The 20,539-nt window shown below is 42.4% G+C and carries 18 protein-coding genes; all 18 read left to right on the top strand.

Annotation, left to right across the window (positions count from 1 at the left end):
* The first annotated feature begins 85 nt into the window (after positions 1-85).
* The 18 genes from VS868_RS06360 to VS868_RS06275 all read left to right on the top strand — a co-directional run bounded on the left by VS868_RS06360 (position 86) and on the right by VS868_RS06275 (position 20,417).
* On the top strand, positions 86-4,561 hold the full coding sequence (locus VS868_RS06360) for a CusA/CzcA family heavy metal efflux RND transporter (RefSeq protein WP_168025989.1): 4,476 nt from the start codon (positions 86-88) through the stop codon (positions 4,559-4,561).
* A gap of 30 nt (positions 4,562-4,591) precedes the next feature.
* Positions 4,592-5,833 (top strand): efflux RND transporter periplasmic adaptor subunit, encoded by a 1,242-nt coding sequence (locus VS868_RS06355; RefSeq protein ID WP_168025988.1) that lies wholly within the window; start codon positions 4,592-4,594, stop codon positions 5,831-5,833.
* Positions 5,834-5,921: 88 nt separating this feature from the next.
* Complete coding sequence (locus tag VS868_RS06350; RefSeq protein WP_168025987.1) at positions 5,922-6,257, top strand: P-II family nitrogen regulator; 336 nt, start codon at positions 5,922-5,924, stop codon at positions 6,255-6,257.
* 98 nt (positions 6,258-6,355) lie between these two features.
* On the top strand, positions 6,356-6,784 hold the full coding sequence (locus VS868_RS06345; RefSeq protein ID WP_311686760.1) for a transcriptional repressor: 429 nt from the start codon (positions 6,356-6,358) through the stop codon (positions 6,782-6,784).
* Between the two features lie 76 nt (positions 6,785-6,860).
* Complete coding sequence (locus VS868_RS06340; RefSeq protein WP_266069679.1) at positions 6,861-8,891, top strand: heavy metal translocating P-type ATPase; 2,031 nt, start codon at positions 6,861-6,863, stop codon at positions 8,889-8,891.
* A gap of 185 nt (positions 8,892-9,076) precedes the next feature.
* A complete protein-coding gene (locus tag VS868_RS06335) occupies positions 9,077-9,847 on the top strand; it encodes an ATP-binding protein (protein ID WP_266069678.1) in 771 nt (256 codons plus the stop codon).
* A 29-nt stretch (positions 9,848-9,876) separates the two neighbouring features.
* A complete protein-coding gene (locus tag VS868_RS06330; RefSeq protein WP_311500668.1) occupies positions 9,877-12,357 on the top strand; it encodes a heavy metal translocating P-type ATPase in 2,481 nt (826 codons plus the stop codon).
* A 170-nt stretch (positions 12,358-12,527) separates the two neighbouring features.
* Positions 12,528-12,872 (top strand): four-helix bundle copper-binding protein, encoded by a 345-nt coding sequence (locus VS868_RS06325; protein WP_311500667.1) that lies wholly within the window; start codon positions 12,528-12,530, stop codon positions 12,870-12,872.
* Positions 12,873-13,140: 268 nt separating this feature from the next.
* A complete protein-coding gene (locus tag VS868_RS06320; protein WP_311500666.1) occupies positions 13,141-13,593 on the top strand; it encodes an OsmC family protein in 453 nt (150 codons plus the stop codon).
* Positions 13,594-13,663: 70 nt separating this feature from the next.
* On the top strand, positions 13,664-14,317 hold the full coding sequence (rpe, locus tag VS868_RS06315; protein WP_345599577.1) for a ribulose-phosphate 3-epimerase: 654 nt from the start codon (positions 13,664-13,666) through the stop codon (positions 14,315-14,317).
* A gap of 56 nt (positions 14,318-14,373) precedes the next feature.
* On the top strand, positions 14,374-14,730 hold the full coding sequence (locus tag VS868_RS06310) for an STAS/SEC14 domain-containing protein (protein ID WP_345599576.1): 357 nt from the start codon (positions 14,374-14,376) through the stop codon (positions 14,728-14,730).
* A gap of 11 nt (positions 14,731-14,741) precedes the next feature.
* A complete protein-coding gene (locus VS868_RS06305) occupies positions 14,742-15,368 on the top strand; it encodes a cation transporter (protein ID WP_345599575.1) in 627 nt (208 codons plus the stop codon).
* Between the two features lie 76 nt (positions 15,369-15,444).
* On the top strand, positions 15,445-16,761 hold the full coding sequence (locus tag VS868_RS06300; RefSeq protein WP_345599574.1) for an amino acid permease: 1,317 nt from the start codon (positions 15,445-15,447) through the stop codon (positions 16,759-16,761).
* Positions 16,762-16,771: 10 nt separating this feature from the next.
* Positions 16,772-16,948, top strand: a complete 177-nt coding sequence (locus VS868_RS06295) for a hypothetical protein (RefSeq protein WP_345599573.1) — start codon at positions 16,772-16,774, stop codon at positions 16,946-16,948.
* A gap of 256 nt (positions 16,949-17,204) precedes the next feature.
* Positions 17,205-18,608, top strand: a complete 1,404-nt coding sequence (gene lpdA, locus VS868_RS06290; protein ID WP_345599572.1) for a dihydrolipoyl dehydrogenase — start codon at positions 17,205-17,207, stop codon at positions 18,606-18,608.
* A gap of 189 nt (positions 18,609-18,797) precedes the next feature.
* Positions 18,798-19,589 (top strand): cation diffusion facilitator family transporter, encoded by a 792-nt coding sequence (locus VS868_RS06285; RefSeq protein ID WP_345599571.1) that lies wholly within the window; start codon positions 18,798-18,800, stop codon positions 19,587-19,589.
* Positions 19,590-19,828: 239 nt separating this feature from the next.
* Positions 19,829-19,999, top strand: coding sequence for a hypothetical protein (locus VS868_RS06280; RefSeq protein WP_235329319.1), 171 nt, complete (start codon positions 19,829-19,831; stop codon positions 19,997-19,999).
* Between the two features lie 226 nt (positions 20,000-20,225).
* Positions 20,226-20,417, top strand: coding sequence for a sodium:calcium exchanger (locus tag VS868_RS06275; RefSeq protein ID WP_235329321.1), 192 nt, complete (start codon positions 20,226-20,228; stop codon positions 20,415-20,417).
* Positions 20,418-20,539: the final 122 nt, after the last annotated feature.

The raw sequence follows: 20,539 nt of genomic DNA, 5'->3' as shown, positions 1-20,539 counted from the left end.
TTGTGATAGGATAATTATATCCTTACGCCATTGACTTCTTTAATGGCCATCTCATCTATTTACGTTGAATTAAATTCTATTATTAATGATTAACAAAATTATAGCATTCTCTATAAACAACAAGTTTATAGTAGGACTGCTAACATTGGCACTTATAGGAGCCGGAATATGGTCGATGATGACCGTGAACCTGGGTTCAGTTCCTGATATTACAAATAACCAGGTACAGGTGATTACCCAATCTCCCAGCTTAGGTACTGAAGATATTGAACAGTTTGTCACTTATCCGGTCGAACTGGCAATGGGTAATCTCCCCGGGGTGACTGAATTACGATCTGTTTCCCGCTTTGGACTATCCGTGGTAACCATCGTCTTTGAAGATGACATGGGAACTTATTTGCCCCGGCAGCTGGTTCAGGAAAAATTGACAGAGCTGCAGGAAACCATTCCCGAAAACTTTGGTAGCCCAACTATGGGGCCTATTTCCACCGGGCTGGGACAGATTTATGAATATACCATCCAGCCACAACCAGATTATGAAGAGGAGTATACTCCTACGGAGCTCCGAAGTATTCAGGACTGGATTATTAAGAGACAGCTGACACTCCTTGAAGGTGTTGTAGAAGTGAATTCCTTTGGAGGATACATCAAACAGTACGAAGTAGCTATTAGTCCTGAGAAATTAAATGCGCTGGATGTAAGCATCTCCCAGGTTTACGAGGCCCTGGCCCGGAACAATGTAAATACCGGGGGAGCCTACATTGAAAGGAACAGAATGTCCAACTTCATTCGGGGAGAAGGCCTGATCCAGTCTTTAGATGACATCAGGAAAATAGTGGTTACCAATGAAAACGGGATTCCTGTTACAGTTGGAAATATTGCCGAAAAAGTGAGTTTCGGAAGTCAGGTGCGTTATGGTGCTTTTACTCAGGATGGAGAGGAAGCTGTGGGCGGTATTATTATGATGCTGAGGGGCTCAAACCCCAATGCGGTAATACAGAGGGTCCAGGAAAGGATGGCGGAGGTAGAAGAATCCTTGCCGGAAGGACTTGAAATAAGGCCCATCATTGACCAAAGCGCCCTTATTGGAAGAACAACCGATACCGTGACTAAAAACCTGTTGGAAGGTGCTTTAATCGTAATCTTTGCATTGGTATTCCTATTGGGGAGTTTGCGTGGGGGCCTCATTACAGCCACTACCATTCCGCTGTCCTTGCTCTTTGCCTTCATCCTGATGAAGCAGTTTGGGGTTTGGGCAAATTTAATGAGCCTGGGGGCCATTGACTTCGGGATAATTATTGATGGGGCGGTTATTATTATAGAAGGTGCCGTTTATGAAATCCATAAAAGGATCAAAGCCGGAAAAGTCAAATTTAATCAGGCGGTCATGGATGAGGTCGCTTACGATTCCGGAAGCACTATGATGGGGTCGGCATTTTTCGGCCAGGTTATCATCCTTATTGTGTTTACACCCATCTTGTTCCTAACAGGAGTGGAAGGCAAAATGTTCAAGCCAATGGCCTATACTTTTGGTTTTGCAATGATAGGTGCCATTATCTTGTGCCTTACCTACGTTCCTATGATGACGGCATTGTTTATGAAGCCGATTGAAAACAAGAAAAACTGGTATGGCAAGTTAGAACGCTGGCTGGAAAGAGTCAGTGATAAAATCATTGGTGGCATTCACCGTGCTTACCTTCCGCTCTTAAAAGCTTCCCTCCGCCTCAAAGCTGCGGTGATCATAGGATCTATTGTTTTATTGGGGGCTGCAGGCTATGTTTTTTCCGCGATGGGGGGAGAATTTATTCCGCAGCTGGATGAAGGGGACATTGCCATGCAAGCTTTAATCCGTCCAGGTAGTTCATTAAATGAATCTATTGAAGTCTCTAAAAAAATTGAGACCTTACTTTTGGACAACTTCCCGGAAATAGAGACAGCAACAGCCCGAATTGGGGTGGCCGATATTCCTACTGATCCCATGCCGATGGATATAGCAGATATGTACATCATACTCGAAAAAGACAGGGACAAATGGGTTTCTGCTGACACAAAAGAGGAACTCATTGAACAAATCCAGGACCTACTCAATAAAAACCTCACAGGTGTCAACCTTGTTTTTACCCAACCTATAGAGCTAAGGTTTAATGAGCTATTGGAAGGGGTAAGAGAAGATATTGCGGTAAAACTCTATGGCGAGGATTTGGAAGTTCTATCCACTAAGGTTCAGGAAATGGCAGAGATTATTCAAACTGTACCCGGAACAGGAGATGTAAATGCAGAGAGAACTTCTGGTCTCCCACAAATGACGGTACGCTACAATCGTGACAAGTTAGCACAGTACGGGCTGGAAATCGAAAAAATAAATGAATATATAAATACCGCTTTTGCAGGTGGAGTGGCAGGAGTGGTTTTTGAAGGAGAAAGACGTTTCGACCTGGTAGTGCGCTTTGATGAAGAGCACCGACAGAGTATTGAAGATATACGGACTTTATACATTGATCTGCCTAATGGTACCCAAGTCCCGATTAATGAAGTAGCTGATATCAGCTTTGTTCCCGGGCCAATGCAAATTTCCAGAGACGACACCTATCGCAGAACATACGTTGGGGTAAATGTGAGGGGCCGTGACGTAGAGTCGGTTGTGAATGATATTCAGGCAAAACTGGGTGCCGAACTGGATTTACCTCCAGGTTACTACATTTCTTATGGCGGTGAGTTTGAGAACCTTCAAAATGCCAAAGACCGCCTGATTATTGTGGTGCCTATCGCTCTCTTGCTGATATTCGTGCTGCTGTATTTTGCCCTGGGCTCATTCTCGCAGTCTATCATGATTTATATGGCCATTCCATTAGCGGCCATTGGGGGTGTTTTCGCCCTGTGGCTCCGGGACATGCCCTTTAGTATCTCTGCAGGTGTAGGCTTTATCGTGCTCTTTGGAGTGGCAGTACTTAACGGTCTGGTCCTGGTGAATCGCTTTAATTCATTAAAAGAAGAAGGCGTAACCAGTATCAAAGACCGGATTTTTATGGGTACGAAAGAACGAATCAGGCCGATCATGCTTACAGCGGTAACAGATATTTTAGGATTTATGCCAATGGCATTTTCTTCTTCGGCCGGTGCAGAGGTGCAGCGCCCTTTAGCAACCGTGGTTATTGGAGGTATGCTTACAGCTACCCTTCTCACCCTTGTGGTGTTGCCAGTCCTTTATACTTTAATAGAAAATATGAAAAACAGAAGAAATAGTAATAACAATAATGGCTTTGCACCAGCCCCTGCAATAGTGGTGGCATTGCTTTCTGTCGGAAGCCTCTTAGGATTTAGCACCCCTGCAGAGGCACAGGAAAACAGTTCTTCACAGAAAAATTCTCCGGCTCAGGCTGAAATAATTGTCCAACAGGATTCTTTGCCAGTCCTCTCGTTAGAAGAGGCCAAGGAACGGGCAATAGAGGCTTTTCCGAGAATAAGAGCTGCTGCCCTGGAGATAGAAAGTCAGCAGGCTTTAAAGAAAACGGCCTGGGACCTTGGTAATACCCAGATATTCACCGGCGCAGAAGAAATTAGCGGTGGTTCGAGTAATGCTGATCTTGGTGTCTATACACAAATTGGGGTTCAGCAACAGAATATCGACATCTTTGGTATTGCGCCACGCCTGAAGTTGCAGAAGGAAAGGGTGGCCCTGGCAGAAGAAGCCCTTGATCTTTCCATTCTTGAAGTAGAACTGGAGGTAAGTCAGGCCTGGGCGTCGGTATATGCTGCTAAAAATGAGTATGAGACCTTATACAGTCTGGATTCAGCCTTTACCGATATTGAGAGAGCTGCACAGATCAGGTTGGAAACAGAGACAATCTCGAGACTTGAATACCTGGCTACGGTAAACCAGGGCAATGAAGTTGAAATACAAAAAGAGCAGGCCTATAGGGATTATCTTGGAGCCTTGCAGCGATTCAACCTGTGGTTTGCCAGTGACACACTTTACACGGTACCTAATGTTCCTGCCGATCAGTTTGATGAGCCCATTAGCGGATTACTGCAACCCCTTGGGAACCATCCCCTGCTCAATGTGTATGAACAAAGGATAGAGGTGGCTGATGCAACCCTAAGGGAGAGGCGATCGCAGTTTCTTCCGAAATTTCAGGCGCAGTACGGCAGGCAGAAAATTGACGGCCAAACCGGCTTTTATCAATATCAGGTAGGGATCAGCATTCCTTTGTTCTTTGGACCTGAATTGGGCAGAACACAATCAGCAAAAATAAACCGCGAAATAGCTGAAGCTAATTTACAGCAGACGCAGTTTGAGCTAAAGACAGCTTATGCTGAGGCACGCGAAGAATACCTGAAGTGGCTTAATTCCTGGACATACTATCAGGAAGAAGCGCTACCCTTGGCCAGAGAACAGCGGGCAGGGGCCATCATCGCTTATCGGGAAGGAGCAATTGACTATGTGACTTTCCTGCAAAACATACGCGATGCCGTACGCATAGAAGTGAATGCCTGGCAGGCATTGGGCAGCTATCTTGATAGCCGCTCCCAACTCGAATATTATATAAATACTTCAGAATAAGATAATTAATTAATAGACAAAGATATAAAAATGAAAAAGCACATTATAAAACTGTTCACATTGCTCATTACGGTAAGCTTTCTTTCAGCCTGCAATGGCGGAGAAGGCAAAGGTACGGAAGAAGCGTCCCCTGAAGCTCAGGAAGAACATTCTGCAGAAGAAGAAGGAGGTCATGAAGAAGGAGAAGAAGGAGGAGGAATGGGTGAAGTGCATCTTTCCAGTCTCAAGTTCAACAGTTTGGAAATAAAAGTGGACACCCTGCCCACAAGGCCCATTTCCGATATAGTAGAAGCTACCGGACAACTGGAAGTCCCACCACAATATGAAGCTACAGTAACTGCTTTTATAGGAGCCAATATAACTTCTATTGAGGTCATTGAGGGGGATCAAGTAAGCAAAGGTAAGGTACTGGCATATCTATCCCATCCTAACCTCACCAGGTTACAAACCGATTATATGACAGCTTACAGCCGTTTGCAGAACCTGGAGCAAGAATTTAATCGTCAACAAAGGCTTTATGAACAAGAAGTAGGTTCAGGCAAACTTTTTCAACAGGCACAGGCCGATTATCGTGTTGTGCAGGCAGAGGTTCAAGGGTTTGAATCACAGCTCAGGCAGTTAAACCTTAATGTTGCTGGCATACGAGAAGGAAATATTGTCGAGAATGTTCCTGTAGTCAGTCCAATAAAAGGGAGCATTGAAGATGTAAGTGTGCAGGTAGGACAATATGTTGATCCCCAAACCGAGCTATTCGAAGTGATCAACGCCGAACATGTGCATGCAGATTTAATGGTCTTTGCCAAAGATGTATATAAAGTCAAGGAGGGACAAAAGGTCCTGTTACAAATGGAATCAGTGCCCGGCCAGACTTATACTGCTGAAATTTATTCTATCGGCAAGAAATTTGAACAGAATCCCAGGGCTGTCCACGTGCATGCAGAGATACAGGAAGATTCAGAAAACCTGGTACCGGGCATGTACATCAACGGCAGGATCGTTACGGGCACAGGAACAGAAGTAACAGCCTTACCGAAAGAAGCAATTATTGAGGAAGAAGACAAATCCTACATCTTTATTGCTGAAGAGCACGAGGAGGACGGGGAAACCGAGTGGTCTTTTAAGCCGGTGGAAGTGGTGACAGGAGAAGAAAATGAAGGATGGGTGGAAATTAAATTATTGCAACCTTTACCTGAAGGTGCAAAGGTGGCGTGGAACAATGCTTATTATTTGATAGCAGAAATGAAGAAGAGCCAGACTTCTCACGGTCATTAAATTAAAAACTTAAATGGATGGGCTCTCTGTATAATGTTTGTCTTAATTAGTTAACCCAGAGGGTTCATCCTTAATACAAACTATAGCGATGAAAGAAATAAAAGCATTTATAAAACCAAAAAGAGTACAAAAAGTAGTTGAAGCCCTTAGTGATAGTGGCTTTAATAGCATGACCCTTTCGCAAGGGGAAGGGACCGGTGCATTCAAAGCCAAAGGTGCCAGCCCCTCCCTTGATTTTCGCATTACAGATAGTCCCGTAGTGAAACTGGAACTGGTGTGCCAAAATGAAGAAGCACGAAAAGCAATAGACATCATAGTCGAAAATGGAAAGACAACGGATCCTGGCGACGGAATTATTTATGTTTCAGATATTGAAGATGCGTTTCAAATAAAGACGGGAAAATCCATAAAGAAATTTGATTGACGGGGAGCAACAACAATAAAATAAGTCCTGTAAAGGAAGTTCTAACTGTTTGTCTTACTAATGGGATTTCCTTTTCAGGCATAATTTACGGCGTTAATGTGAAAAACAAATTTAAAATAAAGGAACTCGAAGAATTACTGACTGCAAAAAAAGTAAGGACAACGGCCATGCGCTTGTTGGTCCTCAAAACCCTTCAAAAGCAAAAAGCCGCGATAGGTTTGCAGGATTTGGAATCGGTCTTCGAAAAGGCCGACAGGATTACCTTGTACCGCACGCTAAAAACTTTTGAGGAAAAAGGTTTGATACACAGTATAGTGGACGGGAACGGAACAACCAAATATGCATTGTGCAAAGAAGGTTGTGAGTGCGCCCCCAAAGATATGCACGTGCATTTTTATTGCCAAAACTGCCGGGAAACCTTTTGCCTGCCCAAATCAAAAGTCCCCGAAGTGCCCTTGCCGGAACACTTTGTGCCGGTGGAGACAACGTTATTGGTAAAAGGGGTTTGCGGCAAATGTTCAGGCTGAAAAATGCAATTTCATTGCAGGTTTTTAAATATATCTTTGGAATAAGCTGTTTTTGAAGATTTAAAAGAAAAATATTATGAGCGATTGTTGCGGTAGCGGTGCATGTTCAAATGGGGGGATATCCTCCAATACAACTAAAAGTGGTTTTTTACAAACCTATGGGGAGTACGGTTTGGCAATTACCGGTTTTCTCCTTTTGGCCGTGGGTATTGTCTTAAAAGAAGTTGTGGCTTCTAACTGGTTTACGGCACCTTTCCAATTTGTCCTTTTTGGACTGGCGTATCTTCCCGTGGGCGGGCCCGTATTGTGGAAAGCCATCAGGCAAATAAGGAAAGGAAATATCTTTAGCGAATTTTTCCTGATGGGCATTGCCACCATAGGCGCTTTTTTGCTGGGCGAGTATGCCGAGGGGGTGGCGGTAATGCTTTTTTATGCCGTGGGCGAATTGTTCCAGGGGGCCGCGGTAAACAAGGCAAAAAAATCCATTGAAAGTTTGTTGAAAATCCAGGCCGAGGAGGTGGCTGTAGTGGAAGCAGACGGAACCATAAAAATCGTGCACCCGTCCACGGTAGCGGTTGGCAGTATTATCCAGGTAAAACCGGGAGAGAAGGTAGCCATTGATGGAATCTTGATTTCTGAAAAGGCCACTTTCAACACTGCGGCACTTACTGGTGAACCCGCACCAGACCGTAAATACAAGGGGGAACAGGTTTTGGCCGGAATGGTGAATTTGGAAGACCTGGGCACCATAAAAGTTACCAGCCGTTTTGAGGACAGCAAGCTCTCAAAAATTTTGGAAATGGTACGGGAAGCGGCTTCCCGAAAGGCAAAAACCCAACGTTTTATCACCCGTTTTGCCAAAGTTTATACCCCCATTGTGGTTTTGCTAGCCACGGCCATTACTTTGCTTCCGTACTTTTTTGTGGAAACCTATATTTTTGGGGAATGGCTTTACCGGGCCCTGGTATTTTTGGTGATATCCTGCCCCTGTGCCCTGATGATTTCCATTCCTTTGGGATATTTTGGCGGTATTGGCGCGGCTTCCCGCAATGGCATTCTCTTTAAAGGTTCCAATTACCTGGACCAGATGCGGAAGGTGGACACCGTGGTGATGGACAAGACCGGCACCCTTACCAAAGGGATATTTGAAGTGCAGCACATCAGGACCTTTGAATTTGACCGGGAGTTGATTTTGAACCTGGTGGCAGGCCTCGAGAGCAGCTCCAACCATCCGGTAGCCAGGGCAGTGACCTCCTATTGGGTCTCTTTGGGCTATAAAACGGCCCAGGTGGAGCATGCAGAAGAGATTTCAGGCATGGGGATGAAAGGACAGGTAGAAGGGTTTAACATATTGGCTGGAAACACTAAGCTGTTAAAGAAATTCAATATTCCCTATGATCCGGAAATAGACGATTTTGTGGAAACAACGATAGTAATGGCCATCAACGAAAAGTATTGTGGTTTTATTACCATTGCCGATGAGATCAAAGAAGATGCGAAATTGGCCGTAGATGAATTGCGCCAGCTAGGGGTGAAAAACATCGTCATGCTCTCCGGCGATAAAGAGAGGGTAGTGCAGAAACTGGCCCGGGAGCTTGGGCTGGATTTGGCCATTGGAGGTTTGCTGCCCGAAGGAAAGATCAAAGAAGTCGAAAGGTTAAAAAAAGGATCGGCTATGTTGGCTTTTATTGGTGACGGGATCAATGACGCGCCTGTTATCACACTTGCCGACATTGGCATGGCCATGGGTGGTTTGGGCTCTGATGCCGCTATCGAAACCGCAGATGTGGTGGTACAAAACGACCAGCCTTCAAAAATCGCTACCGCTATAAAAATAAGCAAAGCAACAAACCGGATTGTTTGGCAAAACATAGGCCTGGCCTTTGGGGTAAAATTTTTGGTGTTGGCCCTGGGGGCTTTTGGAATGGCAAGCATGTGGGAAGCGGTATTTGCCGATGTGGGCGTTACCCTGCTGGCCATATTAAATGCCATGCGAATTCAGAAAATTGATTTCCGTACAAAGGAAACTTCTGAAACAAAAATTTTAGATAAAACTGTAGCGCCTTTCCCTAAAAGGGAAACAAAAACGGAAAAGGAGTTTGCCTAAATTGAAAGCCAAAAGTGTAGGGGGTTAGAAGGTGCGGGTTGTAAAGAACAAATACCGAAGAATAAATTGATAATGCACAATCGTTCAGCAATTGCTTAAGGGGAACAAAAAAAGTACTAAAGGTGAGGTACAAAAATATTGAACGTCCAATACCATTGAATATGATTTAATAAAATAATTGTCTGATGAACAACAAGGGGTTTTTCTTTACTGTTATTGTGGGCTTTGTGATGGGGGTATTTATTGTTCAGCCCCTTGGGATTTCCCTTTTTTTGTATGACAATCAGGGCGACCAGGGCAGTTGGTGGAATATCCTGGAAATTGTTTTTGTACAAATTGCCGGTTTCGGGGATTTTGACCAGATTTTGAAGAACCTCCTTTTTGGTTGTTTGGGCATCAGCCTGGCATTGATGTTTTACACCAGGAAAAAAATCTTTCAGCTTGACAAATTGAAGAATGAAACAGATATTATAGAAGCACTTATAGCTAAGGGCGAAACCAGTGAAGTAGAGTTTAAATCTACACTTCGCTGGGATTTACGGCAGTCAAAAATAAATAAAGCCCTGGAAGTCGTAGTGGCAAAAACCATAGCCGGCTTTATAAATTGTAAAGGTGGCAACCTGTTGATTGGCATTGATGATGAAGGCCATATTTTAGGACTTCAGGAAGATTACCAAACCTTGAAGAAGCCTGGCAGGGACGGATTTGAGCAGTATATTATGCAATTGGTCTCCGTTACATTGGGCACCCGCTTTTGTCCTTTGATAAAAGTAACTTTTCACGAATTTAAAGGAAGGGACATTTACCATTTAAACATACAATCCTCAAAAACACCGGTATTCCTCAATTACGAAGATCGGTCCCATTTTTTTATCCGTACCGGAAATGGCACACGCGAACTGGATATTCCTGAGGCATTGGCCTATATAGGAAAAGGAAAGGCATTGTACAATTAGAGAGCGAAAATTAAAAACCGATAGAAAAAATGAAAAAAACGCAAGTAAAACTGCCAATACTACTGCCGGAAATTCCCGATGAGAACGATCAATGTGTGCAGAGGCTAATGGATCACCTGCAAAACAGGGAAGGTATTGAAAAGGTACATATTGCTTCTGAAAAAGAGGATGATACCCCTCAGCTTTGTTTTCATTACGATCCCGACATTATTTCCATTGCCCATATTAGAAAACTCGCAAAACAGGCAGGGGCATCATTGACCAATGAATTTGGACATAGCCTGCTCGAGGTTGAGGGAATTCGACATGCAAGACATGCAAGGAAAATCGAAAAAGGGTTAAGAGGATTAGAGGAGATAATGGAAGCCTCGGTATCCGAATCGGGAATCGTAAGGCTGGAATTTATAAAGGCTAAAACCGATGAAAAAGATTTTAATCAAATCCTGAGGAACGAAGGCCTGAAAATCAAAACCGCCAAAAAGAATGAAAAAATGCCTCCTGAAACGGCTGAAACCCATAAACATTCCCACGAGGAGGCAGAGCTTAAAGATGAAGGCCACGCCCATGACCACGGGGGTATTTTAGGAAAAAATACTGAGATGTACTTTTCCATTATTTGCGGGGTTTTATTGGGCACCGGTTTTGGCCTTTCCTACCTGGAAACTGTGCCGGAATGGGTAAGTCTGGCCTTGTACATAGGCGCCTATTTCTTTGGGGGCTATTACACGGCAAAAGAAGCCATTGAAACGGTTGCCAAAGGAGGTTTCGAAATTGATTTCCTTATGCTGGTCGCGGCAATTGGGGCAGCCGTTCTGGGAGAATGGGCAGAAGGGGCTTTGCTCCTCTTCCTTTTTAGCCTGGGCCATGCGCTCGAAAATTACGCCATGAACAAGGCTAGAAAATCCATTGCAGCCCTGGCAGACCTTGCCCCTAAAACTGCCCTAATAAAACGAGATGGAAAGACGCAGGAAGTAAAAATTGAAGAGCTTCAGGTAGGTGATATTGTTGTAGTGAGATCCAACACCAAAATTTCTGCCGATGGTGTTGTTGTTAATGGCAATAGTAGTGTGAACCAGGCACCCATCACCGGCGAGAGCGTCCCTGTGGATAAGTCCCCCGTACCCGATCCTGACAAAGATTATTCAAAAGAAAGCGAAATAAAAGATGAACACCGTGTATTTGCGGGAACCATCAACGGCAATAGTACCCTGGAAGTAAAGGTGATAAAAACCTCTCAGGATTCTACACTGTCAAGACTGGTGACATTGGTGAATGAAGCCCAGACACAGAAATCACCTACCCAATTATTGACTGATAAGTTTGAAAAATATTTTGTGCCATCGGTTTTGGCCCTGGTGGTTTTGCTGAATTTCGCCTTCCTTGTCCTCGATGAACCCTTTAGCGAGAGTTTCTATAGGGCAATGGCGGTTTTAGTGGCTGCCAGTCCCTGTGCCCTGGCCATTTCCACACCCAGTGCTGTACTTAGCGGAGTAGCCCGCGCAGCCAGGGGTGGGGTTCTGATAAAGGGGGGGCGGCCCCTGGAAGATCTTGGCGTGCTCACCGCTATTGCTTTTGACAAAACCGGTACCCTTACTGAAGGCAAACCAAAGCTCACCAAAGTTATCACATTAACGGACGTAAGTGAAGAGGAACTGCTAAAAACAGCTGTAGCTGTAGAGGCTTTAAGCGACCACCCCCTTGCAAAAGCAGTGGTACGGGACGGAAAAGAACGCTTGGGAAACATACAATTTCCGGAAGCAAGTAATATGGAAGCTGTTTTAGGAAAAGGCATAAAAGCCAGCCTCGGGGAAGATAAGGTGTATATGGGGAATTTGGAGCTCTTTGAAGCGCTCGATGATCAAAAGCCTTCAGAAGAAACCGTAGAAAAAGTAAGGGAACAGGAAGCCGCAGGGAACACGACAATGTTGATACGCAGGAATGAGGAGTATATTGGAATTATTTCCCTTATGGACACTCCTCGGGAAGAAGCTAAAGCAACCTTGGAGGAGCTTAAAAAAATCGGTATTAAACGTATGATCATGCTCACCGGGGATAACCAAAAAGTGGCTGATGCGGTGGCCAAAGAAATTGATCTTACCGATGCCTGGGGGAGCCTGCTTCCCGAGGAAAAGGTAGATGCTATCAAAAAATTAAAGAAACAGGAGGATAAAGTAGCCATGGTGGGCGATGGAGTGAATGATGCTCCCGCTATGGCACATAGTACCGTGGGTATTGCAATGGGGGCAGCAGGATCTGATGTGGCCCTGGAAACCGCCGATATAGCCCTGATGGCAGATAAACTGGAAACCCTGCCTTTTGCAATAGGTTTGAGCCGGAAAGCCAAAGCTATCATAAAACAAAACCTTTGGGTAAGCCTGGGAATTGTAGCTTTATTAATTCCCGCCACCATATTTGGCTTTGCCAACATCGGGATAGCAGTACTTGTTCACGAAGGATCCACTTTATTAGTGGTTGGAAACGCCTTGAGATTATTGGCTTATAAGAAATAAAAGATGGCTTAGTGAAGAAATTCTTGGGAATTATCCGCCCTTATCGGCGTAGCAAGTGGGAATTGGGAGCATTTGATTTGGTTTCAAAAATGAAAAATAATGCTGAAAAAGGATAAATATTATAAACCTTAGTAGAAATAGTTCTACATATAATTTAAATCTATTTAATTATGAAAAATGAAAATCATGAACAACTCGTTCAAACCTTGCTAAACTGTGCTTTAGCTTGTGAAAACTGTGCTGCTCAAAGCTTAGCAGAAGAAGAAACCGGAATGATGCAAAGATGCATTCCGTTGGACATTGACTGTGCTGACATTTGTATACAAGCAGCTAGGTTGCTACAGAGAAATTCTGCCCTTGCGCATGAATATCTTTTGATCTGTGAAAAAGCTTGCAGGATGTGTGCTGAAGAATGTGCAAAACACGATCATGAGCATTGTAAGAAATGTGCTCAAGCCTGTAATGAATGTGCGGAAGCATGCCATAATCATCACGGTGATGTGCAGTTAAGCTAATGTAATGAAAGGTATGCGGTGTTTATAGCATCGCATATTTTCCTTAAAGTAAAAAAACAAAAAATGAAGTGTTACAAGAGAAATAGAGGGCGAACCAAATTTAAAACTAGAAATATACTATGAGGAAGTTCTCTAAAGAAAATTAAGAACTTTTTGTATTAGTTAACCCGGGTTTCCTTTCCAGGCACAATTATTTAAAATCAATGAATATAACTAATAGAACAAAAGACTATCTAAAGTAGATTTTATAATTTAAAACAAGAGAATAATGTCAGAATTTAAAGTTAAACTAGAATGGAATCCCGATTCCGAGGATTTCTCCTATAAGAATTATACACGTACCCATCAATGGATTTTTGGAGGAGGCTCTGAAATCACTGCATCTGCAGCTCCGGAGTATTTGGGGAAAGCTGAATTTGTCAATCCTGAAGAGGCTTTCGCTGCTTCCCTCTCCAGCTGTCACTTATTGACTTTTCTGGCTATTGCCTCCTTTAAAAAGTATATTATAAAGAGTTACAAAGATGAAACCGTTGCTGTGGTTGAGAAAAACAAGGATGGTAAACAGGCTGTGACCAGGGTTTTTTTACGGCCCAAAGTAGAATTCTCGGGTGAACATATACCTGATGAAGAAGAAATGGAAAAAATGCACCATAAAGCACATGCTGAATGTTTTATCTCCAACTCTGTAATAACAGAGGTTGTAGTGGAACCTGTTTTATAATTTCCTTCAGGTAAATTTAGTGTGTAAGGTTTAATTTAAATACCAAAATAGGCAATAAAACATAACTTCTATGAAAAATTTTATGGTTGCTCCTTCCATTCTTTCGACAGATTTTGCCCACCTGGGCAAAACCCTCGAAATTATTAATAGAAGTGAAGCAGACTGGCTGCACGTGGATGTGATGGATGGTATGTTTGTTCCAAATATCTCCTTTGGGACACCTGTTTTAGAAGCTATTGAGCAGCACTCTATGAAACCTATCGAGCTGCACTTGATGATTGTTGAGCCTGAAAGGTATCTGGAAGTTTTTTCTAAATATGGAATAGACCAAATTACTGTGCACGCTGAGGCCTGCCTTCATTTGCACAGCGTGGTGCAACAAATAAAAAGCCTGGGCTGTAAAGCAGGGGTAGCTTTAAATCCGCATACCTCTTTAGGAAGCCTGGAATACGTCATCAAAGATTTAGATACAGTTTGCCTAATGGCTGTAAATCCGGGTTTTGGCGGACAAGGTTTTATTCCCGAAACACTGGAAAAAATAAAGGAATTAAAGCAATTTATACAAAGAAAAGATGCAAAGGCCTTTATTGAAGTAGATGGCGGGGTTAACAGGAATAACGTGAAGGAAATTTTGAATTCAGGAGCTGATGCTGTTATAGCAGGAAGCAGTATTTTCAATTCCAATGATCCCCTTAGGGCAATTCAGGAGCTTAGAAACCCCTAATAATGTAACTAATGTTATAAAAAGGAATAAATCAAATAATAATTAAAAGAGGAGTTATGCTACAAATATTGGGACAAACAGAAGGGAATTTAATAGCCACAAGGGCAACAGGCAATTTGACCGAAGCCGATTACGATAAGCTATTGCCCCTGCTGAACAACATAGTGGAAAAACATAAAAAAATCCGTTGGTATTTTGAAATGGAGGGCTTTGAAGGATGGGAACCAAAAGCCTTTTGGGAAGATTTGAAATTCGATGTCCAACATGCCAACGACCTTGAAAAAGTGGCCATGGTAGGGGATAAAAAATGGGAAAAATGGATGACAGATTTGATGAAACCTTTTACTTCTGCAGAAGTTAAATATTTTGCATCTACAAAAAAAGTAGAGGCAGTAAATTGGATAAACAGTTAAGAAACAAATTTATGGCAGATCAAGAAAGAAAAAAGTATCTCAAAAAGGCCAGGAAGCTCCAGGTATACAACGTCTTATATGATACTATTGAGGTAGCTGTATCACTAACCGCCGGTTTTATCTCCGGAAGCGCAGCTTTAATTGGTTGGGGACTGGATAGTATCATAGAAGTTATTTCGGCCAGCACCCTTGGGTGGCGGCTACACGGGGAAATTAAAAATATTAGCGAAGAGCGGGTGAAAAAAAGAGAAAAAATCACTCTTTATGTAATTGCCACTTCTTTCTTAATTGTCAGCATTTTTATCACCTATGATTCTGTAAGTAAATTTTTTAATAAAGAAACTCCAGACTGGAGCACCATGGGTATCATAATCCTCCTGATATCTTTAGTGGTCAATCCGATTCTAATTTGGTACAAACGCAAGTATGGAAAGAAACTGGACAGCAAGGAATTAATAGCCGATTCCAAAGACACTTTTGTTTGTCTATATCAGACGATAGCGGTATTGGGTGGACTCCTGGCGGTACAATATCTGGACTTGTGGTGGGCAGATCCTGTGGCGGCTCTTCTAATAGTTCCCTATGCCTTAAAAGAAGGTTGGGAGGCTTTTAAAAACGGAAGAAAAATTTCACCATAAATTAAAATACCGAAAATTCAACTATTGGGTGTTTTATAACTTTTAAAAATTAACTGGTACCTGCAAAATTGAAGAAATGGCTGAACTGAAAAAATCTTTAGGAACATTAAGACTCACTTTTTACGGGGTAGGAACCATCGTAGGCGCGGGAATTTACACCGTTATTGGTGCGGCGGCGGGCCAGGCCGGGAATGACCTCTGGCTCAGTTTCATCCTGGCGGCCATTGCTGCCAGTTTTTCTGCCCTTTCCTATGCAGAACTTTCCTCAACCTTCCCCAATGCCGGAGCAGAGTTTATTTTTGTAAGAAAAGCATTTCCAAAAATAGATATTCCCTCATTCCTGACCGGATGGACAATCGCCTTTCACAGTTCGGCTACCATTGCTGCTGTACTACTGGCATTCTCGGGATATCTAAATGTTTTTTTGGACCTCCCTGCCCTTTTATTTAGTTACAGTGCATTAATACTGCTCACCCTAATAAGCATTACTGGTATAAAAAAATCTTCTACCGCCAATATTATAATGGTAAGCATTCAGCTATTGGGACTATTGCTCCTAATAATATTGGGACTGAACAGTACAGGTGCTCCTGACAAGGAATTTTTTATTATCGATTCTTTTTCCGGTACCATAGCTGCTACCGCGACCTTGTTTTTTGTTTATACAGGCTTTGAACATATGGCAGCTTTGGGCTCTGAAGTAAAAAATCCCGGTAAAACCATCCCACGGGCATTTTTGTTGACGATGCTCATTACCACAATAATTTACCTGTTTATCTCCTTTACGGTTCTCAATATAAGCGACGCTTCAGAACTGGCAAAAGTAAATTCTCCATTATCTCTTGCTGCTTCCAATTTAAATTCCTGGATGCCCATTGTTTTGGCGGTTGCTGCCTTGTTTGCCACCGCTAATGCCGCTTTTAGCGGGATTATATCCATCAGCAGGCTTCTTTTTGGAATGGCTTCGGTTGGTGAATTGCCGGCTTTTATGAAGAAAACCAATGCTCAAAAAGTTCCCTGGGCAGCAACGCTGGTGGTGTTGGCAGCAGTGGCCGGATTTCTTTTATTGGGTAATATTAAATTAGTTGCAGGAATGTCTTCCTTAGGTGCATTACTGGTTTTTATTGCCGTAAATATAGCCCTGATTGTTTTACGTTTTAAGTCGCCGAAAGAGAAAAGACCCTTTAAAGTGCCTTTGTCCATAGGTAAAACGCCTATCCTACCCATTTTAGCTATCTTGATCAGCCTGGCTTTGGTAATTCAATACGAATGGCAAGTATATGCTGCTTTTGGAGGAGCTATTGTGGTAGGGGTGGTCCTGGATTATTTCCTTGATAAAATGCCAAAGAAAGAGGTGGGTTCAGAAGAAGAAAAAGATTTGTTCAATCATTAAAACAGATAATATGGACTGGATGTTTGAAGATTTTAAAACAGATCTTGATTCCCTTACCCCAATTGTTAGGGAGAAGGCCCTTGAAATAGCCAACGAGCTTATGAAAGAAGGAAAGTCTACAGAAAAAGAAGCTATTGACCAAGCTATTAAACAGGCAGGAGAATGGTTTTATGATCTGGAAGGATGAGATCTAAGAAAAATTCCAAAAGCTGTTACCGTAAAGTCTATCAGAAAGTACTGTGAAAAATGTTAAGTCAAAAGCCTCCTTTCATTAAAATAGATCTAATAGGTGATTTGTCGTGAGAAATACTAAATCAAAAACCTCGGGGAAAGCCCACTCGGTATGAATTAGAAGAGACTTTTAAAAATTTGAGGCATCCCGATAGCTATCGGGACGGGGAATTAAACCCTCAATGAGGGATTAAAAACTTATATTTCAAGATATGGAAAAATTTGATGTAACTATTATAGGATCTGGCCCGGGCGGGTATGTAAGTGCCATCCGTTGCGCCCAATTGGGATTAAAAGTGGCCATTGTTGAAAGGTACAGCACGTTGGGCGGTACCTGTCTTAACGTTGGCTGTATCCCGTCAAAAGCCTGGCTGGAAGCCTCTGAGCATTATTACAAACTCAGGCATCAATTCGAAAACTTTGGGATTGATGTAAAAGAGGCCAATGTCGATATCCTGAAAATGAACCAAAGGGTACAGGATGTGGTACAGGAAATCATCAATGGTGTTGGTTACCTGATGAAAAAGAACAAGGTAACCGTTTATGAAGGCCACGGCACCATTAAGGACAAAAGTACGATTGAGATTAAGGCCGAAGATAAAACGGAAACCATAGAAACCGATAAAATCATCATTGCCACAGGGTCTAAACCCGCTTCCCTGCCCAATATTAAAATAGACAAAAACCGTATTATCTCTTCTACCGAAGCCCTGGCCTTACAGGAAATACCCAAACATTTAATGGTCGTTGGCGGCGGTGTTGTCGGGGTTGAAATAGGTTCTGTATTCGCCCGACTGGGTTCAAAGGTATCCATTGTGGAATATTTTGACAGCCTTATCGCCACTATGGACGGCGCACTGGGTAAGCAATTGCACCGTTCCCTAAGAAAGCAAGGAATTGAATTTTATTTGGAACATAAGGTGACAAATGCAACAGCAACTGAAGGCAAAGTGGCATTGAAAGCAGAAAATCTTTCCGATAAAAAAGAAATGAATTTAGAAGGTGACTATTGCCTTATGGCCATTGGCCGGAAACCATACACCGCTAATTTAGGACTTGAAAATATAGGAGTTGAAACCAACGAAAAAGGACAGGTAACAGTGGATGAGAACCTCGAAACCAATGTCAAGGGGGTTTATGCCATAGGGGACGTAATCCGGGGAGCAATGCTTGCCCATAAAGCGAGTGAAGAGGGCGTTTTTGTGGCTGAAAGAATAGTGGGTCAAAAACCACATATCAACTATTCCCTTATTCCTAATATAGTTTATACCCAACCCGAAGTGGCCGGGGTAGGCTTGACCGAAGAAGAACTGAAAGAAGCAGGAAGAAGTATCAAAACAGGCTCTTTCCCTTTTAAGGCCAACGCAAGGGCAAAAATAAGTATGGACACCGACGGTTTTATAAAAGTAATTGCAGATAAGGAAACCGATGAGATATTGGGGGTGCATATGATAGGGCCACGAATTGCGGATAGCTATACAGAGGCGGTAGTGGCAATGGAATTCAGGGCATCTGCCGAAGATATTGCAAGGATGTCCCACGGGCACCCCACCTTCTCCGAGACCTTTAAAGAAGCCTGTCTGGCAGCTACAGATGACAGGGCTTTGCATATTTAATCCAAAATTCCCGATTGATCATCAGCCTTATAACTGTTGGCGTCGTGCTACAGGAGGTTGAAAACCCCAAAGAAACAAGAGATGCCCACAGAGGAGCTAAAGTAACAGTCAAAGATGTGTAGTACTTTCAATAAAGGATCTTCCTTTAAAGTGGCCTCTCTTGTTCGGGTCGTATAACAAATATTAACAATGAATAAAAGCACATTTACCATTCAAAAAATGGATTGCCCTTCGGAAGAGCAGATGATCCGAATGAAGTTGCAGTCTGTTGCACAGGTTCAACATTTGGCTTTTGATATTTCTAATCGAAAATTGGAAGTTTATCATACCGGAGACAGCACGGAAGTACATCAGGAAATCCGTCAGCTGGATTTAAATGATAAATTGGAAGAGACCACAGAAGCTGCGTTGCCTTTACCTTCAGATGATTCCCACCAACGAAAAATCCTTTGGTGGGTACTTGGAATAAACTTTGGTTTCTTTCTCATAGAAATGACCACCGGATGGATATCAGCCTCCATGGGTCTTATTGCTGATTCCCTGGATATGCTTGCCGATGCTATTGTTTATGCCCTTAGCTTGTTTGCCGTTGGGACATCCATTTCAAGAAAAAAGAAGGTTGCGGGAATTAGCGGTTACCTTCAGATGGGGCTTGCTTTACTGGGATTTGTAGAAGTTATAAGACGCTTTTTCTTAAGTAGTGAAACGCCATTATTTCAATGGATGATCATCGTTTCGGTTTTCGCCCTGGCGGGAAATTTGATTTCGCTTTGGCTAATCAATAAGGCTAAAAGCGATGAGGCGCATATGCAGGCCAGTGCCATTTTCACTTCCAACGATATTATAGTGAATGGTGGTGTTATAGTGGCAGGGGTACTGGTCTATTTTCTAAACAGCAAATGGCCGGATTTAGTAATTGGTGGGATTGTGTTCACTTTCGTAATGCGCAGTGCCCTTAGAATATTAAAATTATCCAAGTGACGGGGCAAGTTGTATTTGAGAATACAAGAGGAGAATTAACATACCATTTGAACATGTTAGGCTATCTGCCAAACAATATACAATAAAAATAAAGATAAAAATCTATGCTAGAATAGGTACTATAGAAAAGAATTTCCAAAGAACGCACATTGTAAAGAAACCATGAATTGGAACTAAAGCAATTCTCTATTTTCCGAAGAATATTTCAAAAGAGCCAGTTTTAAGAAAAAGAAAGCCAAATGACTGTAGATCCAAAAGCCAGAAGGAAAACAAAAAAAATAAAGTATAAAAAATCCCCGAAAAGTAAAATTACCAGAAAGGACAGAATAAATGGAATTTTAATGCTTATAGGCGTATTTGTATTAGCATTTTTATTTTTTTGGTTTGTTTTGAAAAACTTACATGGCTAATTTTTCTTGGAATTTGTTTTTAAGGTTTGGAAGAAGAAAAATAAAAAAGGTTCTAACAGAAGTTTAGGAGAAAGTTCCTTTATCTTTTTTTAAATTGAGATAATTCTCTATTCGGTTTTAATTAAGACTAAGTTAAGTCTGAGAAACTATTTCGCAAGAAAGGATGTTCATCAGCTAGAAAAACGAAATTTATTTTGAGAACTTAAAAAAATCTTTAGAAGCAGATATGAGTACATGGATCTGGGCATTGGTGTTGCTTGCTGCCGTATGGCTGGCACATTGGGGCGCGGAACATTTAGCAACACCTTTAAAAAAACTAAGGAAGCAGTGGGGTTTTTCTGTGGCTGCCGGAGGAGCCCTCGTAGGGATAGCTGCGGCAAGCCCTGAAATTTTGTCGTTGTTTGCTACAGGCAATTAGTATTTACTACAGTGTAAGTATCTTATCTTTAGTACGTAAAATCCCAAATCTTACAACTTTGATTAGAGATTTTCTGGAATAGGCAAATTTATCATTTTCATTTAGCATAGAAAAAGCCCGGA

Origin of the sequence: Salinimicrobium sp. 3283s (assembly GCF_039602225.1) — a bacterium.
GTDB lineage: Bacteria > Bacteroidota > Bacteroidia > Flavobacteriales > Flavobacteriaceae > Salinimicrobium > Salinimicrobium profundisediminis.
Note: the sequence above shows the minus strand (reverse complement) of the source record. Positions and strands in the feature narration are given on the sequence as shown.